Origin of the sequence: Paenibacillus larvae subsp. larvae (assembly GCF_002003265.1) — a bacterium.
In the GTDB taxonomy this organism is placed as follows: domain Bacteria; phylum Bacillota; class Bacilli; order Paenibacillales; family NBRC-103111; genus Paenibacillus_H; species Paenibacillus_H larvae.
This window is the reverse complement of record NZ_CP019687.1, coordinates 57440-71870: the sequence shown is the minus strand read 5'-3', so window position 1 is coordinate 71870 and position 14431 is coordinate 57440. Positions and strand designations below refer to the sequence as shown.

Here is a 14431-nt window from a genome sequence, read left to right as displayed (position 1 = left end):
CAAGCGAGCCTGCCGACAGTTCTGCTTGCTATGAACCTAGTGTAACATGAGTCTTAATTAAAATCAATACTATTTTATAATAATTTTTAATTAAGTAAATATTATTTTTTACGTTTCTGGTTTTCCAGTGCCTGTTTTAATGCATCTCCCAGATTGCTGCCGAGGCTGACATTATCGCTGTACCTCTTAACCAGCTTCTGCTGTTCCCGTTTATTTACTCTCCCCTTGCCTTCACCTAGTACTTCAATGAAGTTGCACGAGAGGCATTGTACATATTTCCCTGCTTTCCCCGTTTTGATCTCCATCTTCTTATGGCAGGTCGGACAGCGCCGGTTGGACAGCTGTTTTTCGGAAGAACGGCGGTATCCGCAGTCTTCTCCTGTACAAACGAGAACTTTTCCCCTTTTTGTTTTGCGTTCCATCAGCTTATTTCCGCATTCGGGACAATGGCTGTTCGTCAGATTGTGGGGTTTATATTTTGCTTCACTCTGTTTGACTTCCTTTACCAGTTGTTTGGTCATCTGTCTGATATTGTCCAGAAATTCGTCCATTTTCCCTTTTCCTCGGGCAATTTTCTCCAGTTCCTGTTCCCATTTCGCAGTCAATTCGGGGCTTTTTAGCTCTTTTGAGACAAGTTCGATCAATTGGGTTGCTTTTCCGGTCGGATGCAGACTATTACCCTGACGCTCAATCGTATCGGAACTCACGAGCTTTTCAATAATATCCGCCCTTGTAGCCGGGGTCCCCAAATTATGCTTTTCCATTTGAGTCAACAGAGCCGCTTCCGTATAGCGTTTGGGCGGCTGCGTCCGGTGCATTGCTTCTATCATCCGCTTTACGGTAAAGCGGTCCCCTTCTTTCACTTCCGGTAACAATTGCCCTCCATCCTGCTCGTCCTCTGACGCATCCTCTTCCTCCCAGTTGTCCTGTCCATAGACTTCTTTCCAACCCGGCTGTTTTATGGCTTTGCCTGTCACATGGAACCGTTCTCCTTCAAGGTCTATCTGCATAGAAGTAACCTCATACCGGCACACAGGATAAAACAAAGCCAGGAACCGGCGTACAATCAAATCGTATAATTTGCGTTCTTCGGCTGACAATGCAGAAAGATTTACATATTCGTCTGTTGGAATGATAGCGTGGTGATCTGTTACCTTACTGTCGTCTACAATCCTTTTAGTGATATTCAACTTATTTTTCAACAAGGGCTTGGCCATTGCCGTATAAGGGCCTACAGCCACGCTCTGAAGTCTCTCTTTCAATGTGCCCGTCATATCAGAAGACAAGTAACGGGAGTCTGTACGCGGATATGTGACCAATTTATGCTGCTCATATAGGCGCTGCAGTACACTTGATGTCTGTTTTGCAGAAAATCCGAACTTCCGGTTGGCATCCCGCTGAAGCTCCGTAAGGTCATAGGCAAGGGGTTGAGGTTCAATTTTATCGGACTTTTTTAATCCCCGAACTGTCCCTGTCTTTCCGTCCACTTTATCCTTTAACGGCTTTGTATTGGCTGCGTCAAAAATCCTGCTTTCTCCTGTCTTTCCGTTTCTCCACTGACCAGTGAAAACTCCAAAATCCGCTTTGAGCGTCCAGTATTCCTTTGACCGGAATGTACGGATCTCTTCCTCCCGCTCCATAATCATGGACAGTGTAGGAGTCTGTACCCGTCCAGCTGATAACTGGGCATTGAATTTGCTTGTTAATGCGCGCGTTACATTCAAACCGATCAGCCAGTCCGCCTCAGCACGGCAAACGGCTGATTCATATAACCTGTCATATTGTTTGCCCGGTTTCAGATTCGCAAATCCTTCTTTGATGGCTTTATCCGTCTGCGAAGAAATCCAGAGGCGCTTAAATGGCTTTTTCCAATGTATTTTGGCCATAATCCACCGAGCCAGCAATTCTCCCTCTCTTGCAGCATCCGTAGCAATAACCAGTTCTTTTATATCCTTCCGCTTCGCCAAACTATCGATTGCCTTAAACTGGTGGGAGGTTTCGCGTATAACCTTTAACTTCATGGATGAAGGAATGATCGGCAGATCTTCAAGAGCCCACGTCCGGTATTTGGGATCATAATCTTCCGGCTCAGCCAGACTGACCAAATGTCCAAGTGCCCATGTAACAACGTAAACAGGGCCTTCAAAATACGATTTATGTTTTTGGGTACATCCCATTACTCTGGCAATTTCTCTAGCCACACTCGGCTTTTCTCCAAGTACTAAGGTTTTCATTTCAACTCTCCTTTTATTCCGATACAGCTACCTCCAGTCTAACGAATGCTTTCCCAAAAGAAAAGTCCTGTCTCCCAGTCCGCCCTCTTCGTCCGCTAAATAAAGGAATTTCAAGGCATGTAGCGAAGGATAGTACTAATGTGAAATGAGGTGATGAATTTGTCTTCCAATCACTCCGCTTACATGAATCTGCCCATTTTACTGATTGAAGAGCAGCAACAGAATCTGGATTTGATGGAAACGTATCTAAAAGAAGAAGGTTTTCTTCATATAGAAAGAACAGCAAGAGGGAGCGATGGCATCCAGCTGTGTAAAGCCAGGTCCTATTCTTTAATTATCGTCCCAGCTCCTGTGCCGGATATGAACGGATATTCTCTTTTTTATTTGTTGAGAAAATACAGTGACGCAGTTATTCTCTGTCTGATTCCGAAAGACGACCCGGCATGGAAAAAAGTTATACGGATAGAGGAAAAAGTAATATTGGGCTCCATTCCTTTTACCAGGGAAGAATTCATAAAGGGTGTCAGGAATTGTCTGATTCAACTTTTCTCCCATCAGGGAGGGACCGCCCAGAAGGTCTACCGGTTGGATGCCCTTACTGTTTACGAGGCAGACAAAAGGATTTTCAAAAACGGTCTTTCTGTCCACCTTACATCTAAAGAATATCAGCTGCTTCTCTTTTTTCTTCATTTTCCGGGACAGATCTTCAGTAAGGGACATTGTACGAATGTGTATGGGAAGAATCTTATTTGGGCTTGGATAATACGCTTATGGTACATTTAAGAAGGCTGAGGGAAAAAATTGAGGATGATCCTGCCCATCCGCAGTATTTAATCACGATCCGCGGGTTAGGATATAAGTTACAGACGCCGGCAAATGCCCGCTTGACAGACGTATAAGCGTCTTGCTACTATGAAGCATATAACCGTCGCAAACCTGCATATTAGGGTGCAGGAATCTTATATAGTCGGCAATGAAGGACCAATAGTACCTGACTCCTCTTTCATCAAGCGATCCGGGGAGGGTGAAAGCCCGGAAAAAGAATCAGGGAAACGGCAGTCCCGAGCTGAACCAAAACCAAAAGGGGATGCCATGCTTTACAAGGCAAGGTATCAACTAGGGTGGAACCGCGGGTGCAGTGCTCCCGTCCCTAGGCATTCAGATGCCTGGCGACGGGGGTTTTTTTATGGTTGGAAAGGAGAATGAACAATGACAGTAACGATGGATCAGATTGTTGCGGTTGCCAAACACCGGGGGTTTATTTTTCCGGGGTCGGACATTTACGGCGGCTTGGCCAACACTTGGGATTATGGCCCGCTTGGTGTTGAACTGAAGAACAATATCAAAAGAGCATGGTGGAAAAAATTCATACAGGAATCCCCTTATAATGTAGGGCTGGATGCCGCTATTCTGATGAATCCGCAAACCTGGGTTGCTTCAGGTCATGTGGGCAACTTCAACGATCCTATGATCGATTGCAAACAATGTAAAGCCCGCCACCGCGCGGACAAACTGATTGAAGATGCCTTGAATGCCAAAGGAATCGAGCTGATAGTAGACGGCATGACCTTCGACCAGATGAAAGACCTGATTGAAAAACATCATATTGTCTGTCCGGAGTGCGGGGCCTTCGACTATACCGATATCCGCCAGTTCAATCTGATGTTCAAAACCCATCAGGGTGTCACGGCTTCCAGTACAAACGAGATTTATCTCCGTCCGGAAACGGCTCAGGGGATCTTCGTCAATTTCAAAAATGTACAGCGCACTATGCGTAAAAAGCTGCCGTTTGGAATCGGCCAAATCGGCAAAAGCTTCCGTAACGAGATTACGCCCGGAAATTTCACGTTCCGTACCCGTGAATTCGAACAGATGGAACTGGAATTCTTCTGCAAACCGGGCGAAGATCTGGAATGGTTCTCCTACTGGCGGGAATTCTGTAGAAACTGGCTGCTGAGTCTGGGAATGAAGGAAGCAAATATGCGTCTTCGTGATCATGACAAGGAAGAACTTTCCCACTACAGCAACGCTACCAGCGATATCGAATACAAATTTCCGTTTGGTTGGGGAGAATTATGGGGAATCGCCGACCGCACCGATTTTGACTTAATAAGACACATGGAACATTCCGGTGAAGATTTCCATTTCCATGACCAGGAAACCGGTGAAAAGTATGTCCCTTACTGCATTGAACCGTCTCTTGGTGCCGACCGCGTAACCCTGGCTTTCCTGATTAACGCATATGAAGAGCAGGAACTCGATGGCGGGGATAGCCGGAACGTGCTGCACTTCCATCCGGCTATCGCACCTGTTAAAGCTGCAATCTTCCCTCTGTCCAAAAAACTGGCGGAAAGTGCAGGCAAGGTTTTCCGGGATTTATCCCAGGATTTCATGGTAGAATATGATGATGCAGGTTCCATCGGCAAACGCTACCGCCGTCAAGACGAAATCGGGACTCCGTTCTGCATCACCTATGATTTTGATTCTGTAGAAGATGGCCAGGTCACTGTCCGCGACCGCGATACCATGCAGCAGCAAAGAATGCCGATAAGCGAACTGAAAGCATTCCTTGAGAGCAAAATAAAGTGGTAATAAGTAAATAACCACCAGAAAACGATTGTTTGACAAGCTGTCGAGATTATCTCGGCAGCTATTTTTATTTTCACAGATAAGATGAAGGATCGTCCCTCCGATTTCTGTTACCTGCCTCGTGTATAAACCGGATTCATATAAACTGCCCGGACCATCTCCTCCATTGAATCACATTCGTTAAAGTCAATTTCCAGCATGCCTTTCCCCTCACAGCGGGGACATAGAACCAATCCCGTACAATTACAGTCTTTACAGCTGATTTCTTTTCTGAACCCTTTGCCATCACAGGATAGACATTCCATTTCCCCATAACCGTGACAATGATAACAATCGTACATTTTCCACGCCTCCCGTTGTTATAATACAGAATTTATATAATTAAAATTATTGTATAACAGTAAAGAGAATTCAGCAACCCTTTTTTATCCATTTTTTTCGTTTACAAAAAAACCCCTCTTCTTTCCATCAAGGGAAAAAGAGGGGCCTTAAACCTGATTATGATTCCAGTGCAAGTGCCGCCAGAGCGAGTGCACCGCATAATCCTGCATGATCACCAAGTTCGGGATACACAATATACTCTTCGATGTTTTTCAGAATGGCATCGTTTTGAATATAGCCGTTCAGTATTTCGAACAGGTTCCGATGAATCAGGGGGAACAGCTGTTTTTGTTTCATTACTCCTCCGCCCATAATCATTTTTTCCGGGGAAAGAATAAGAATGTAGTTCATCATGGCTTGAGCCAAGTAGTAAGCTATCATCTCCCAGGCAGGGTGATCTGTGCTTAATTCTGACCCTTTTACCGACCAACGTGCCTCAATGGATGGACCTGCTGCTAAACCTTCTAAACAATCCTTATGGTAGGGGCATTTGCCCTCATATGTATCTTCCGGATGTCGTCTTACCAGAATGTGGCCCATCTCCGGATGGGACAAACCGTGAACCAGCTTCCCATCGACAAGGGCCCCGGCACCAATACCAGTTCCTACCGTAATATACATACAGCTTAGAAGTCCCCTGGCGGCGCCGAATTTTGCTTCTCCCAGAGCGGCCCCGTTTACATCCGTATCAAATTCCATGGGCACATTAAAATGTTTTTTCAGTTCTCCAAGCAGGTTATAACCTCCCCAATGAGGCTTGGGTGTACTTGTGATATAGCCGTAAGTAGGACTGTCTTTGCGCGGGTCAACCGGACCGAAAGATCCGACCCCCATAGCGGAAATATCTTTTGTTTTAAAATAATCTATAACCCGTTTCATGGTTTCTTCCGGAGTTGTAGTCGGAAAACTTACACGGTCCACGACTTGTCCGTCCGCGGTTCCGACCCCGCATACAAATTTTGTTCCTCCGGCTTCAACCGCCCCTAATAACTTCATTGGCACAATCCTCCATTTATTCTGTCTTGTCTAATAGAGTTAAAAGGAATTTCTTCGTACAAACATGGTCCGCAGCATGTATTCCTTTCCTTTGGAAAGCGGCTGTCCAATCCGCTCAAGCAGCACATTTGCGGCTGTCTCGCCTAATTCAAAACAGGGCTGATGGATAACGGACAGCGGCGGGTCCATAAGAAAAGACCACTCATAATCGTCGAATCCGATAAGACTGAGCTGTTCAGGCATACGGTATCGGTGCTCCTTTAAATAGGTAAGGGCCCCGAGTGTCATCTGATTATTGGATACAAAAAGAGCTGTCATATCCGTCTCCCCACAGAGCTGCCGGGTAAGTTCATAGCCGCAATCCTGTTTGGAATTGCCCATCCGGATTAATGAATCCTTAACGGCAATCCCGGCATCCTCCAAGGCTCTCCGGTAACCGGCTATCCTTTCTTTTGTTGTACTCAGCCTATCCAGGCCGCCAATCATTCCAATGCGGGAATGGCCTTTTTGGATTAATTCGCTTACAGCCTCATAAACGGCTTCATCATTATTTACGAGAATTCGGTCTTGTTCACATCCTTGCGGGATTCTATCCAAATGAACTACGGGATAATCACCTTTCAAGACTCCTTCGAGCTCATTCATACTAGATGCCGTTGAAGCAATGATCAGTCCGTCAATCAGCTGGCTGTTAAACATCCGCAGCTGCTCAAGTTCCAATTCCAATTCCTCATTGGAATTTCCCAAAATCAATTGATATCCCTTCTGCCGCAATACATGCTGAATACCCTCGGCAATTGAAGTATAAAAGGTATTGGCAAAATCCGGTATCAGAAAACCAATAGTTTTGGATTTACGGCTGCGAAGACTTCTAGCAACGGAATTGGGAGTGTATTGGAGTTCTTTCATCGCCTTATAGACTCTGGCTTTGGTCTCCTCCGAAACGTAACGGGTTCCATTCACAACATGGGATACCGTAGCAATGGAGACGCCCGCTTTCCCGGCAACATCCTTAATACTGGACGGCATGAAATATCGGTCCTCCTTGAAAGGTAAACGTTTACGTAATCGTTTAACTTTATTATAATAATCCCTTTTGGACCCGTCAATCTTTTTCCTAAAGGGTCTGTCTCGATTATAGCCCGTCTTATCCGATCTGGGAACCTATAAACAATTACAAGCGCTTTCATTTCTAATTATAAAAAATCTCAATAGTGATTTCCTATTACAATCAGTTAAAATGGGTTCATTTGATAACCTATGTGTGATAAACTTAGAAAGTTATTTATTTAATATAATTAAGGGGTATCAGTATGTCGAATCAATCTTTTTCGTCAATTCCCAAAGCTCTCTGGAATTATATAAAGACCAGAGCTCATATCTTGTTTCTTGCTTTGATGATGGAAATGCTAGTTGAGTATCTCAATCGCGGAAGCGTCTATAAGACACTTGATTGGGTATACCAGCAGCCTCTTGAGCTCCTGCTCAACTATATCATGGTGCTTGGACTGTTTCTGCTGTTTGCCGCCCTCATTGGCCGAACGCGCATTGCTTTCTGGATATTAACCGGAATTTTACTTGTTGTCGGTCTGGTCAGCGGAATCAAGTTTAAAATGCTTGGGCTCCCGCTTTTACCGTGGGATATATTCCAAACCAGTGAAGCAACGGATATCGTGCAATATTTAAATGGTCTCGTTAATTGGAAGATCCTACTGGTTATATTTGTTTATTTTGCTTTAGCCATTATTCTGATCCGCAAAGTACCTAATTTTAAAATTAAAGTAGGCTGGATTGAGCGCCTTATTTTTGTCTGCTTAGCTGTTCTTATTTTTACCGGCGTATATTATGACAAGCCTGTTAAGATTAGAAGTGCTTTTGATCCCTACACAATTCCTTGGGACCAGGCTGCAAACTATGATCGTAATGGACTTATTTTAACGACAGCATTGAATCTTGACTATATTTTTGTTAACGAACCCGAGAATTATAGCCAGCAAACGATTAGTAAACTCGTGGACGGGATTCCGAAACAGTCTTATCCCGATAACGGCAAGAAACCGAATGTAATTGTTATTCTTAGCGAAGCTTTCTGGGATCCTACGATCGTTAAAGACATCAAGTTCAATGAAGACCCGCTTCCTACGCTTCATGAAGTTCAAAAAACACATCCGCATGGTACCATCCTGTCTCCACAATTTGGAGGAGGTACGGCGAACGTTGAGTTTGAGGTGCTGACCGGCAACTCTATGAGGTTTATGCCCCAAGGCTCACTTGCTTATATCCAGTATGTGAACCATGAGGTCGATTCACTTGCCGGCATTTTTGCCCGCAAAGGATACAATACGACAGCGGTGAACCCGTTTCATAACTGGTTTTATAACAGCCGGACGGTATACAAGAACTTCGGATTCCACAACTTTATCAGTTCAGAGTTCTTCACTCCGGATTATAAGGGCCCCTATTTGTCAGACAAGTCCGTAACGGATAAAATCATAGAAGCAGCTGATAATTCGGACAAACCGTCTTTTATTTTCGCCAATACGATGCAGAATCACGCTCCTTTTGATAAGGACCGCTATTCGAGTAACGGTGGCAATACTTTCACTGTTTCCGGAGATATGTCCCAAGAATCCAGGGATATTCTTGAAACATACACTACCGGTATCCATGATTCGGATAAGATGATCAAAACGTTAACTGATCATTTCACCCAAAAAGGGGAACCTACAATCATCATTTTCTTTGGTGATCACCTGCCGCTTATGGGCGACAATTATTCTGTTTATAAGGATATCAAGTATATCTCGGAAGATGATCCTGACTTTGTGAACAAAATGTATAGCACGCCGTTCTTCGTCTGGGATAACTTTCTTCCCCAAAATAACGAGCAGCTTCATATGAGCCCTTCTTACTTGGGAGCTTATATGTTAAACCGGGCGCAGATTGAAGGAAGCTATTACACAGATTTCCTCATGGAAATGTACAAAAAATATCCGGTTATTCCACCGGAAAATATGTATGACGAGATGAAAATCAACAAGGATGATTTGAAACCGTACAATATGCTGCAATACGATATTATGTTCGGACAGCAGTTTGGCTACGAAAAAACCGCAATCCAAGATAAGATTGTTGATCAAAACTTCGTTCTTGGATACGGAGAAATGAAGATTAACGAAGCTTCTCCTGTACAAACAGACAGCAGCGGCAATGGAACTATAACCCTGAAAGGCTCTGTCTTTGTTCCCGAAATGTCTGTCCTGATTAACGGGGAAAAAGTAACGGCTAAATACGTCGATAAAAATACGGTCATCGCTTCCGTTCCTAAAGAATGGGTGAAAAAACCGCGCGATCTGGAAATTCAGACAGTCATCATCGATACAAAAGATGTAGAGATTTCCAAGTCCAACAAGTTCGTCGTAAAAGCAGGCCAATAAAGCTCTCGAGCAAGCAAAAAATGACGTGTATACGGGAAACCGTTGCACGTCATTTTTTCTTTATTAATTATATGAGGAATTTTGGTATAAAGTTTGTTTGTTAACTTCTCACCATGCCGCAAAGTTTTCGGCATCTTCCAGGGGCATCCGTACGTAACCGTTCGATATTTCCCTGATCAGCAACACACGCCATATTCGGTGTCCGACATAGTCGGCAATCAGCATATTTCCTCTACTGTCAAACCTGATTCCGTTCCCAATACTGCCGGGTGGAAGCTCCAGGAAGACAGAGCATTCCCCCTCCGGCGTCACTCTACCAATTGTACTCTCCCGTTCATAGTTAACCGCATATACATTTCCTTCCTTATCGCATGCAGGACCCTCTATCCCCTCCGTGAATCCTCCCCGCTCTGTCCAAACTTCGCTAACAAACCGAGATTCTTTCACCATGAACACCCTTTCATTAATCTTCCTTAAATTCCTTTAACTGCATATTGTCTTCTCCTAACACTATCACAGAACTTCCACCCATTGAAGAAAAACCTTTTCCTGAATATATAAAGGCCCGGCCACGATAGCCGGGCTGTCTTCACTTATTGCCGGGGCAGGTATTCGTCTAAGGAAATACCAAGTCCTTCGGCCACTCTGGAACCAAATTCAGGATGTGCCCGGAAGAAATTGCAGATCACTCGCAGCTGAATAGCGGGATCAACAGATTTCATATCTTCCACCAAATTCTGAACCAGTCGGTTTCTAACTTCCGGTGTATAGTTTTCATACCTTTCACCCGCTTGTGTGAACGGATCTTTTTTGTCAATAGCCTGACGCACAATCGTTCCCTTCAAAGGTGCTTTACTATCCTCGAATGCCGCCTCTGCCTCCTTCGGTGCCTCTTCGTAACTGTTAGGCTCGTAATTGATTGGAGACGGATTAGCATGCACCGTCATTTGTCCGTCTCTCTGGTAATTATGCACTTTGGCAAACGGACAGTTAACCGGAATCTGCAAATAATTCGGTCCGAGACGGTGGCGCTGAGTATCGGGGTACGAGAAAAGACGTCCCTGCAAGAGTTTGTCTTCGGAAGGTTCAATACCGGGAACAGTAGCGCTGGGAGAAAAGGCGGACTGTTCTACTTCTGCGAAATAGTTCACCGGATTTTCATTCAGTGTCATACAGCCAACCTTTATCAGGGGAAGATCCTCTTCCGGCCATACTTTTGTAGGATCAAGCGGGTCAAATGAAAAATCATCAAGACGTTCTGGCTCAAGCATCTGCACATACAAATCCCAGGAAGGGAAATCCCCATTTTCAATGGATTCATATAAGTCCCGTGTCGCATGATTAAAATCTTCAGCGGCCACTGCCTTAGCCTGTTCTGAGGTCAAAGAGTGCACACCCTGGAGAGGTTTCCAATGATATTTTATATAGGTTACTTTTCCTTCTTTATTTACCCACTTGAATGCATGGACTCCGAACCCCTCCATCGTACGGTAATTCCGCGGAATTCCCAAATCCGAAAACAACCAGGTGATCATATGAGTTGATTCCGGTGTATGGGACATGAAATCCCAATAATGATTCGGTGTCAGGAATACGTTCACGGTCAAAATGGGCCAATTTATAAGATGATAGTCCTCCAGCAAAGTCGGGCCTTGCTGTCCGGCAGTTTTGGAATTTTGATTATCTGATACGGGGACACCTTGATTTGTTGTTAACCGGTAAGATGGTTTCATGCTGTTCCTCCTTTTCTATTCATGAGAATGATTATTAATTTCAATTATAAATATCCTATCACGTCCTTTTTGTTTAATCAATAATAATTTTATTTTTATAATAATTATTATATTCATCTTGATCTTAATGTGACAATTGTTTTTAAACGGGGATGAAAATCTAAGTTATGGCATTGATTCATCCGCTATTTTATTGAAATTTAACAAAACTAAAGAAGGGATATTCCAAATTATGTAGAATTTTTAGAAAACAATCGTTTTTTGTCTTTTCCCGAAAAGAGAAGCAGAACGGCTTTTATCCTATTTGAGGACGATACTTTTCACGCCGGAAGTCTTTTGAATAAGCCTCTGTGGCTTTTTATAAGGAGGAAGCATTATGGCAGTCAAAACGGCCCTTGATAACCTGTACGACAAGATTTCCGCTAACCCGCAAGGGATCACGGGACTCCAAGCTGTCTATCAGTTTAATGTTACAGGAGAGCCTGCTGCGGTTTAATTGATAGAAGGTACTTTAAACCCAACCACTGCTTATATGTTCGGCAAATTAAAGATCAAAGGGGATCTGAGCTTAGCCATGAAACTTCAGGGCGTCCTGCAGCGGTACAGTTCTTAGCAAACCAAAATTTGTCAATCAAAAACAGCCTGCATCCTTATATACAAGGGGCGGGCTATTTTTGTATACTTGTTATGTTTCTGGAGCATGTTCACCAAACGGGCACATATATTTATAGACATGCGTTTTTGGGTATTTTATAGTGAAAGATGATTTAGCATTATTCATTACGTTGAAGGGGGGAACCCGCTCATGACACTTGGAGCCAGAGTACTTAAAACAGGAATAGCAGTCACTCTCTCCCTTTATCTAAGTATGTTCATCAATGCGCAGTTAGGACTTCTCGCGGCGGTTGCCTCCATCTTTGCCATGCAGCCCTCCATTTACCGATCCTGGAGGTATTTTCTTGATCAGCTGCAAACGAATACACTTGGTGCTCTGCTGGCGATAACGGCCGGTTCTATTTTTCCTAAAGACCCTGTTGCTGTAGGGATTGTAGCCATTGTTACAATTATGATCTGTTTAAAAATTAAGATGGGGCAAAATATTGGTTTGACCCTTGTTACCGTCGTAGCGATCATGGAGGCTTCCGGTACACACTGGACTTATGCATTTGACCGTTTCCTGCTGACTTCACTGGGAATTGCCTGTGCATTTCTAATCAATATCCTGTTTATGCCCCCAAATCTTAAGAACAGATTCAAACGGCAGGTAGAACAGGTCCTGAATCAACTCTCTTTGCTGCTGCGTACAGTTATTTCCAATGAGATGAAGAAAAATGTGTTTCATGAGATGAAAGACAGTTTGGAGGAATCGCTTCAGTCCCTGGAGGATAAATACAAACTATTCGAAGAAGAGAACAAAAAGATGAAACGGATGAAATACAGCCAGACAAGACTGCTCGTAGTTTACAAACAGGCGCTTCAAACCTTGCGTAAGGGACTTGATATCCTTGATTCGGTAGAAGAGCATTATTTCCAGGCAGAGCGGTCACCGGAAACCCATGCTTATTTTGACGATCATCTGGAAAAATTGACAAAATATCATGAGTATGTATTTATGAAATTTGAACAAAAGGTAAAGCCGGATCATCGTGACATGCACGACAGCATGGAGCATGAAAATATCGAGTTTTTAAGACTGATTATAGAGTACGGTGAATGGAGGGAAGGAAAGCACCGCCTGCATATTGTCGCTTCGGAGATTTACGACTACGGATATCAAATAGGACGTCTTGATAAACTGGTGGAACAGTACAACAAGGGACAGGGCCAAGAAGAAGCGTCTAAACAAGAGCATTGAGCTGTGTCTTACTGATTCTATATAAAAACGTGTATGCTGGCGCATACACGTTTTTGTGCGTAAGCCTCAAATGAAATCAATGGCAGGAATATCACGCTCATCAGCCGCTTGAGGGGTCTCAACAGGCTGTCCGCTACGACGTACCAAAGTATAGTATTCCATCGGAAGCAGAACATCCAACTTCCCTTCCATAACTCCCGGAAACGTCCGGTTCACAGAAAATACCTGGCTTTGGTGGGCTTGTAAAGCACGGGCCTTCGTTTCCCTGTAGTCCCCCATCTCCACCTTGCAGGAAGGCAGATTCACCCCTTGTCTTCGAAAAGCGACTTGAGGGGGGAGTGCAATAAAATACAGATCGGGGTAAAGATCCGGACTCATATCCTGCTCAGCCTGCTGGACTGCACGCTGGACAGCAAACGAAATAGCAATGTGATCAGGGTGACCCGATATTCCATCCGGAGGAAATGTAACAATGACGTCCGGGGCTTCTTCCAGAATGGTGGCAGCTATCCGGTCCGTCAATTCTTTTTTGCCCACCTGGTTTACTTCACCGTCTAAATAACGATACAAAATCAGTTTATCTACACCCAGGATGCCGCAGGCTCTCTGCAGCTCTCCCTCCCGGTGTTTAGCTTTTTCCTCCCTGGTGGTAAGTTGAAACGGCCCTGGTTTTCCTTTACATCCGGAAGTGGCACTGACAAGTGATATCGAAGCTCCTGCATGGTGGTATTTAGGGATCGTTCCGCCGCAGCCAAATGATTCGTCATCCGGATGGGCAAACACGAACAGCAGTTTTTTATTCATAAAAAATCCTTCTTTCTTATAATTAGAGACTAATATAAGGTTAGTATATCTTATCAGCAGCTCTTCTGCAAAAAGGAGAATAAGCGACACAGGTTCCTGTCAAAAAAACATTTCTTTTCCTCCCCATTCTTCTTAATATCTTTTTTCCACATATAAATAAGTCTGAAAACGTTCAAATTTGGAAGGAATGATCTCATATGCTTGGTGTTCAGTTAACGTTATGGATTCTTGGTTTTTTGGGTATTTTGGGAACTGTTTTATTCTTTCTTGTTAAATTTATCCGGACAGATTCCTTCTTGTATGACAACGACTTTGTCTGGTCGCGAAAAGTAAGTTCCGAGGAAATCGAGGATATCCCTAACAAAAATAGGTCTAAATAGTTTCCACCCCTGTCTAAAATCT

General features: G+C 43.9%; 12 protein-coding genes and 1 pseudogene. 6 read left to right on the top strand and 7 right to left on the bottom strand.

The features are described from left to right. Positions 1–101: 101 nt before the first annotated feature. Complete coding sequence (locus BXP28_RS00380; protein WP_036658025.1) at positions 102–2234, bottom strand: DNA topoisomerase III; 2133 nt, start codon at positions 2232–2234, stop codon at positions 102–104. A 159-nt stretch (positions 2235–2393) separates the two neighbouring features. Between BXP28_RS00380 and BXP28_RS00375 the strand changes: the two genes are divergently transcribed. The 3 genes from BXP28_RS00375 to BXP28_RS00360 all read left to right on the top strand — a co-directional run bounded on the left by BXP28_RS00375 (position 2394) and on the right by BXP28_RS00360 (position 4826). Continuing rightward, positions 2394–3017 (top strand): response regulator transcription factor, encoded by a 624-nt coding sequence (locus tag BXP28_RS00375; RefSeq protein WP_167552487.1) that lies wholly within the window; start codon positions 2394–2396, stop codon positions 3015–3017. After that, positions 3005–3133: a winged helix-turn-helix domain-containing protein gene (locus tag BXP28_RS00370; protein WP_257125657.1), complete on the top strand. Its 129-nt coding sequence runs from the start codon at positions 3005–3007 to the stop codon at positions 3131–3133. Before BXP28_RS00375 ends, BXP28_RS00370 begins: the two co-directional genes overlap by 13 nt. A 310-nt stretch (positions 3134–3443) precedes the next feature. Next, positions 3444–4826 carry a glycine--tRNA ligase gene (locus tag BXP28_RS00360; protein WP_036658015.1) on the top strand — a complete coding sequence of 461 codons (1383 nt, stop codon included), beginning with the start codon at positions 3444–3446 and terminating at the stop codon, positions 4824–4826. Between the two features lie 107 nt (positions 4827–4933). Here BXP28_RS00360 and BXP28_RS00355 read toward each other — a convergent pair whose 3' ends face one another. The 3 genes from BXP28_RS00355 to BXP28_RS00345 all read right to left on the bottom strand — a co-directional run bounded on the left by BXP28_RS00355 (position 4934) and on the right by BXP28_RS00345 (position 7229). Continuing rightward, positions 4934–5164: a hypothetical protein gene (locus BXP28_RS00355; protein ID WP_024095067.1), complete on the bottom strand. Its 231-nt coding sequence runs from the start codon at positions 5162–5164 to the stop codon at positions 4934–4936. A 157-nt stretch (positions 5165–5321) separates the two neighbouring features. After that, a complete protein-coding gene (locus BXP28_RS00350) occupies positions 5322–6200 on the bottom strand; it encodes an ROK family protein (RefSeq protein WP_023482914.1) in 879 nt (292 codons plus the stop codon). Positions 6201–6239: 39 nt separating this feature from the next. Beyond that, the gene (locus tag BXP28_RS00345; protein WP_023482915.1) at positions 6240–7229 is read right to left on the bottom strand and encodes a LacI family DNA-binding transcriptional regulator; all 990 of its coding nucleotides are present in this window, start codon (positions 7227–7229) and stop codon (positions 6240–6242) included. Between the two features lie 284 nt (positions 7230–7513). Between BXP28_RS00345 and BXP28_RS00340 the strand changes: the two genes are divergently transcribed. Then, the gene (locus BXP28_RS00340) at positions 7514–9637 is read left to right on the top strand and encodes a sulfatase-like hydrolase/transferase (RefSeq protein ID WP_024095069.1); all 2124 of its coding nucleotides are present in this window, start codon (positions 7514–7516) and stop codon (positions 9635–9637) included. 108 nt (positions 9638–9745) lie between these two features. On the opposite strand, the gene BXP28_RS00335 is transcribed toward BXP28_RS00340, so the two are convergent. Next, on the bottom strand, positions 9746–10087 hold the full coding sequence (locus BXP28_RS00335) for an SMP-30/gluconolactonase/LRE family protein (protein ID WP_023482917.1): 342 nt from the start codon (positions 10085–10087) through the stop codon (positions 9746–9748). Between the two features lie 143 nt (positions 10088–10230). After that, positions 10231–11370: pseudogene (locus BXP28_RS00330) on the bottom strand (catalase). A 532-nt stretch (positions 11371–11902) separates the two neighbouring features. Between BXP28_RS00330 and BXP28_RS24805 the strand changes: the two are divergent. Together BXP28_RS24805 and BXP28_RS00320 are read left to right on the top strand one after the other, a co-directional pair. Continuing rightward, positions 11903–11983: an SCP2 sterol-binding domain-containing protein gene (locus tag BXP28_RS24805; RefSeq protein ID WP_077585219.1), complete on the top strand. Its 81-nt coding sequence runs from the start codon at positions 11903–11905 to the stop codon at positions 11981–11983. A 192-nt stretch (positions 11984–12175) separates the two neighbouring features. Continuing rightward, on the top strand, positions 12176–13225 hold the full coding sequence (locus tag BXP28_RS00320; RefSeq protein ID WP_036658013.1) for an FUSC family protein: 1050 nt from the start codon (positions 12176–12178) through the stop codon (positions 13223–13225). Positions 13226–13291: 66 nt separating this feature from the next. On the opposite strand, the gene BXP28_RS00315 is transcribed toward BXP28_RS00320, so the two are convergent. After that, positions 13292–14029 (bottom strand): PIG-L deacetylase family protein, encoded by a 738-nt coding sequence (locus BXP28_RS00315; protein ID WP_036658471.1) that lies wholly within the window; start codon positions 14027–14029, stop codon positions 13292–13294. Positions 14030–14431: the final 402 nt, after the last annotated feature.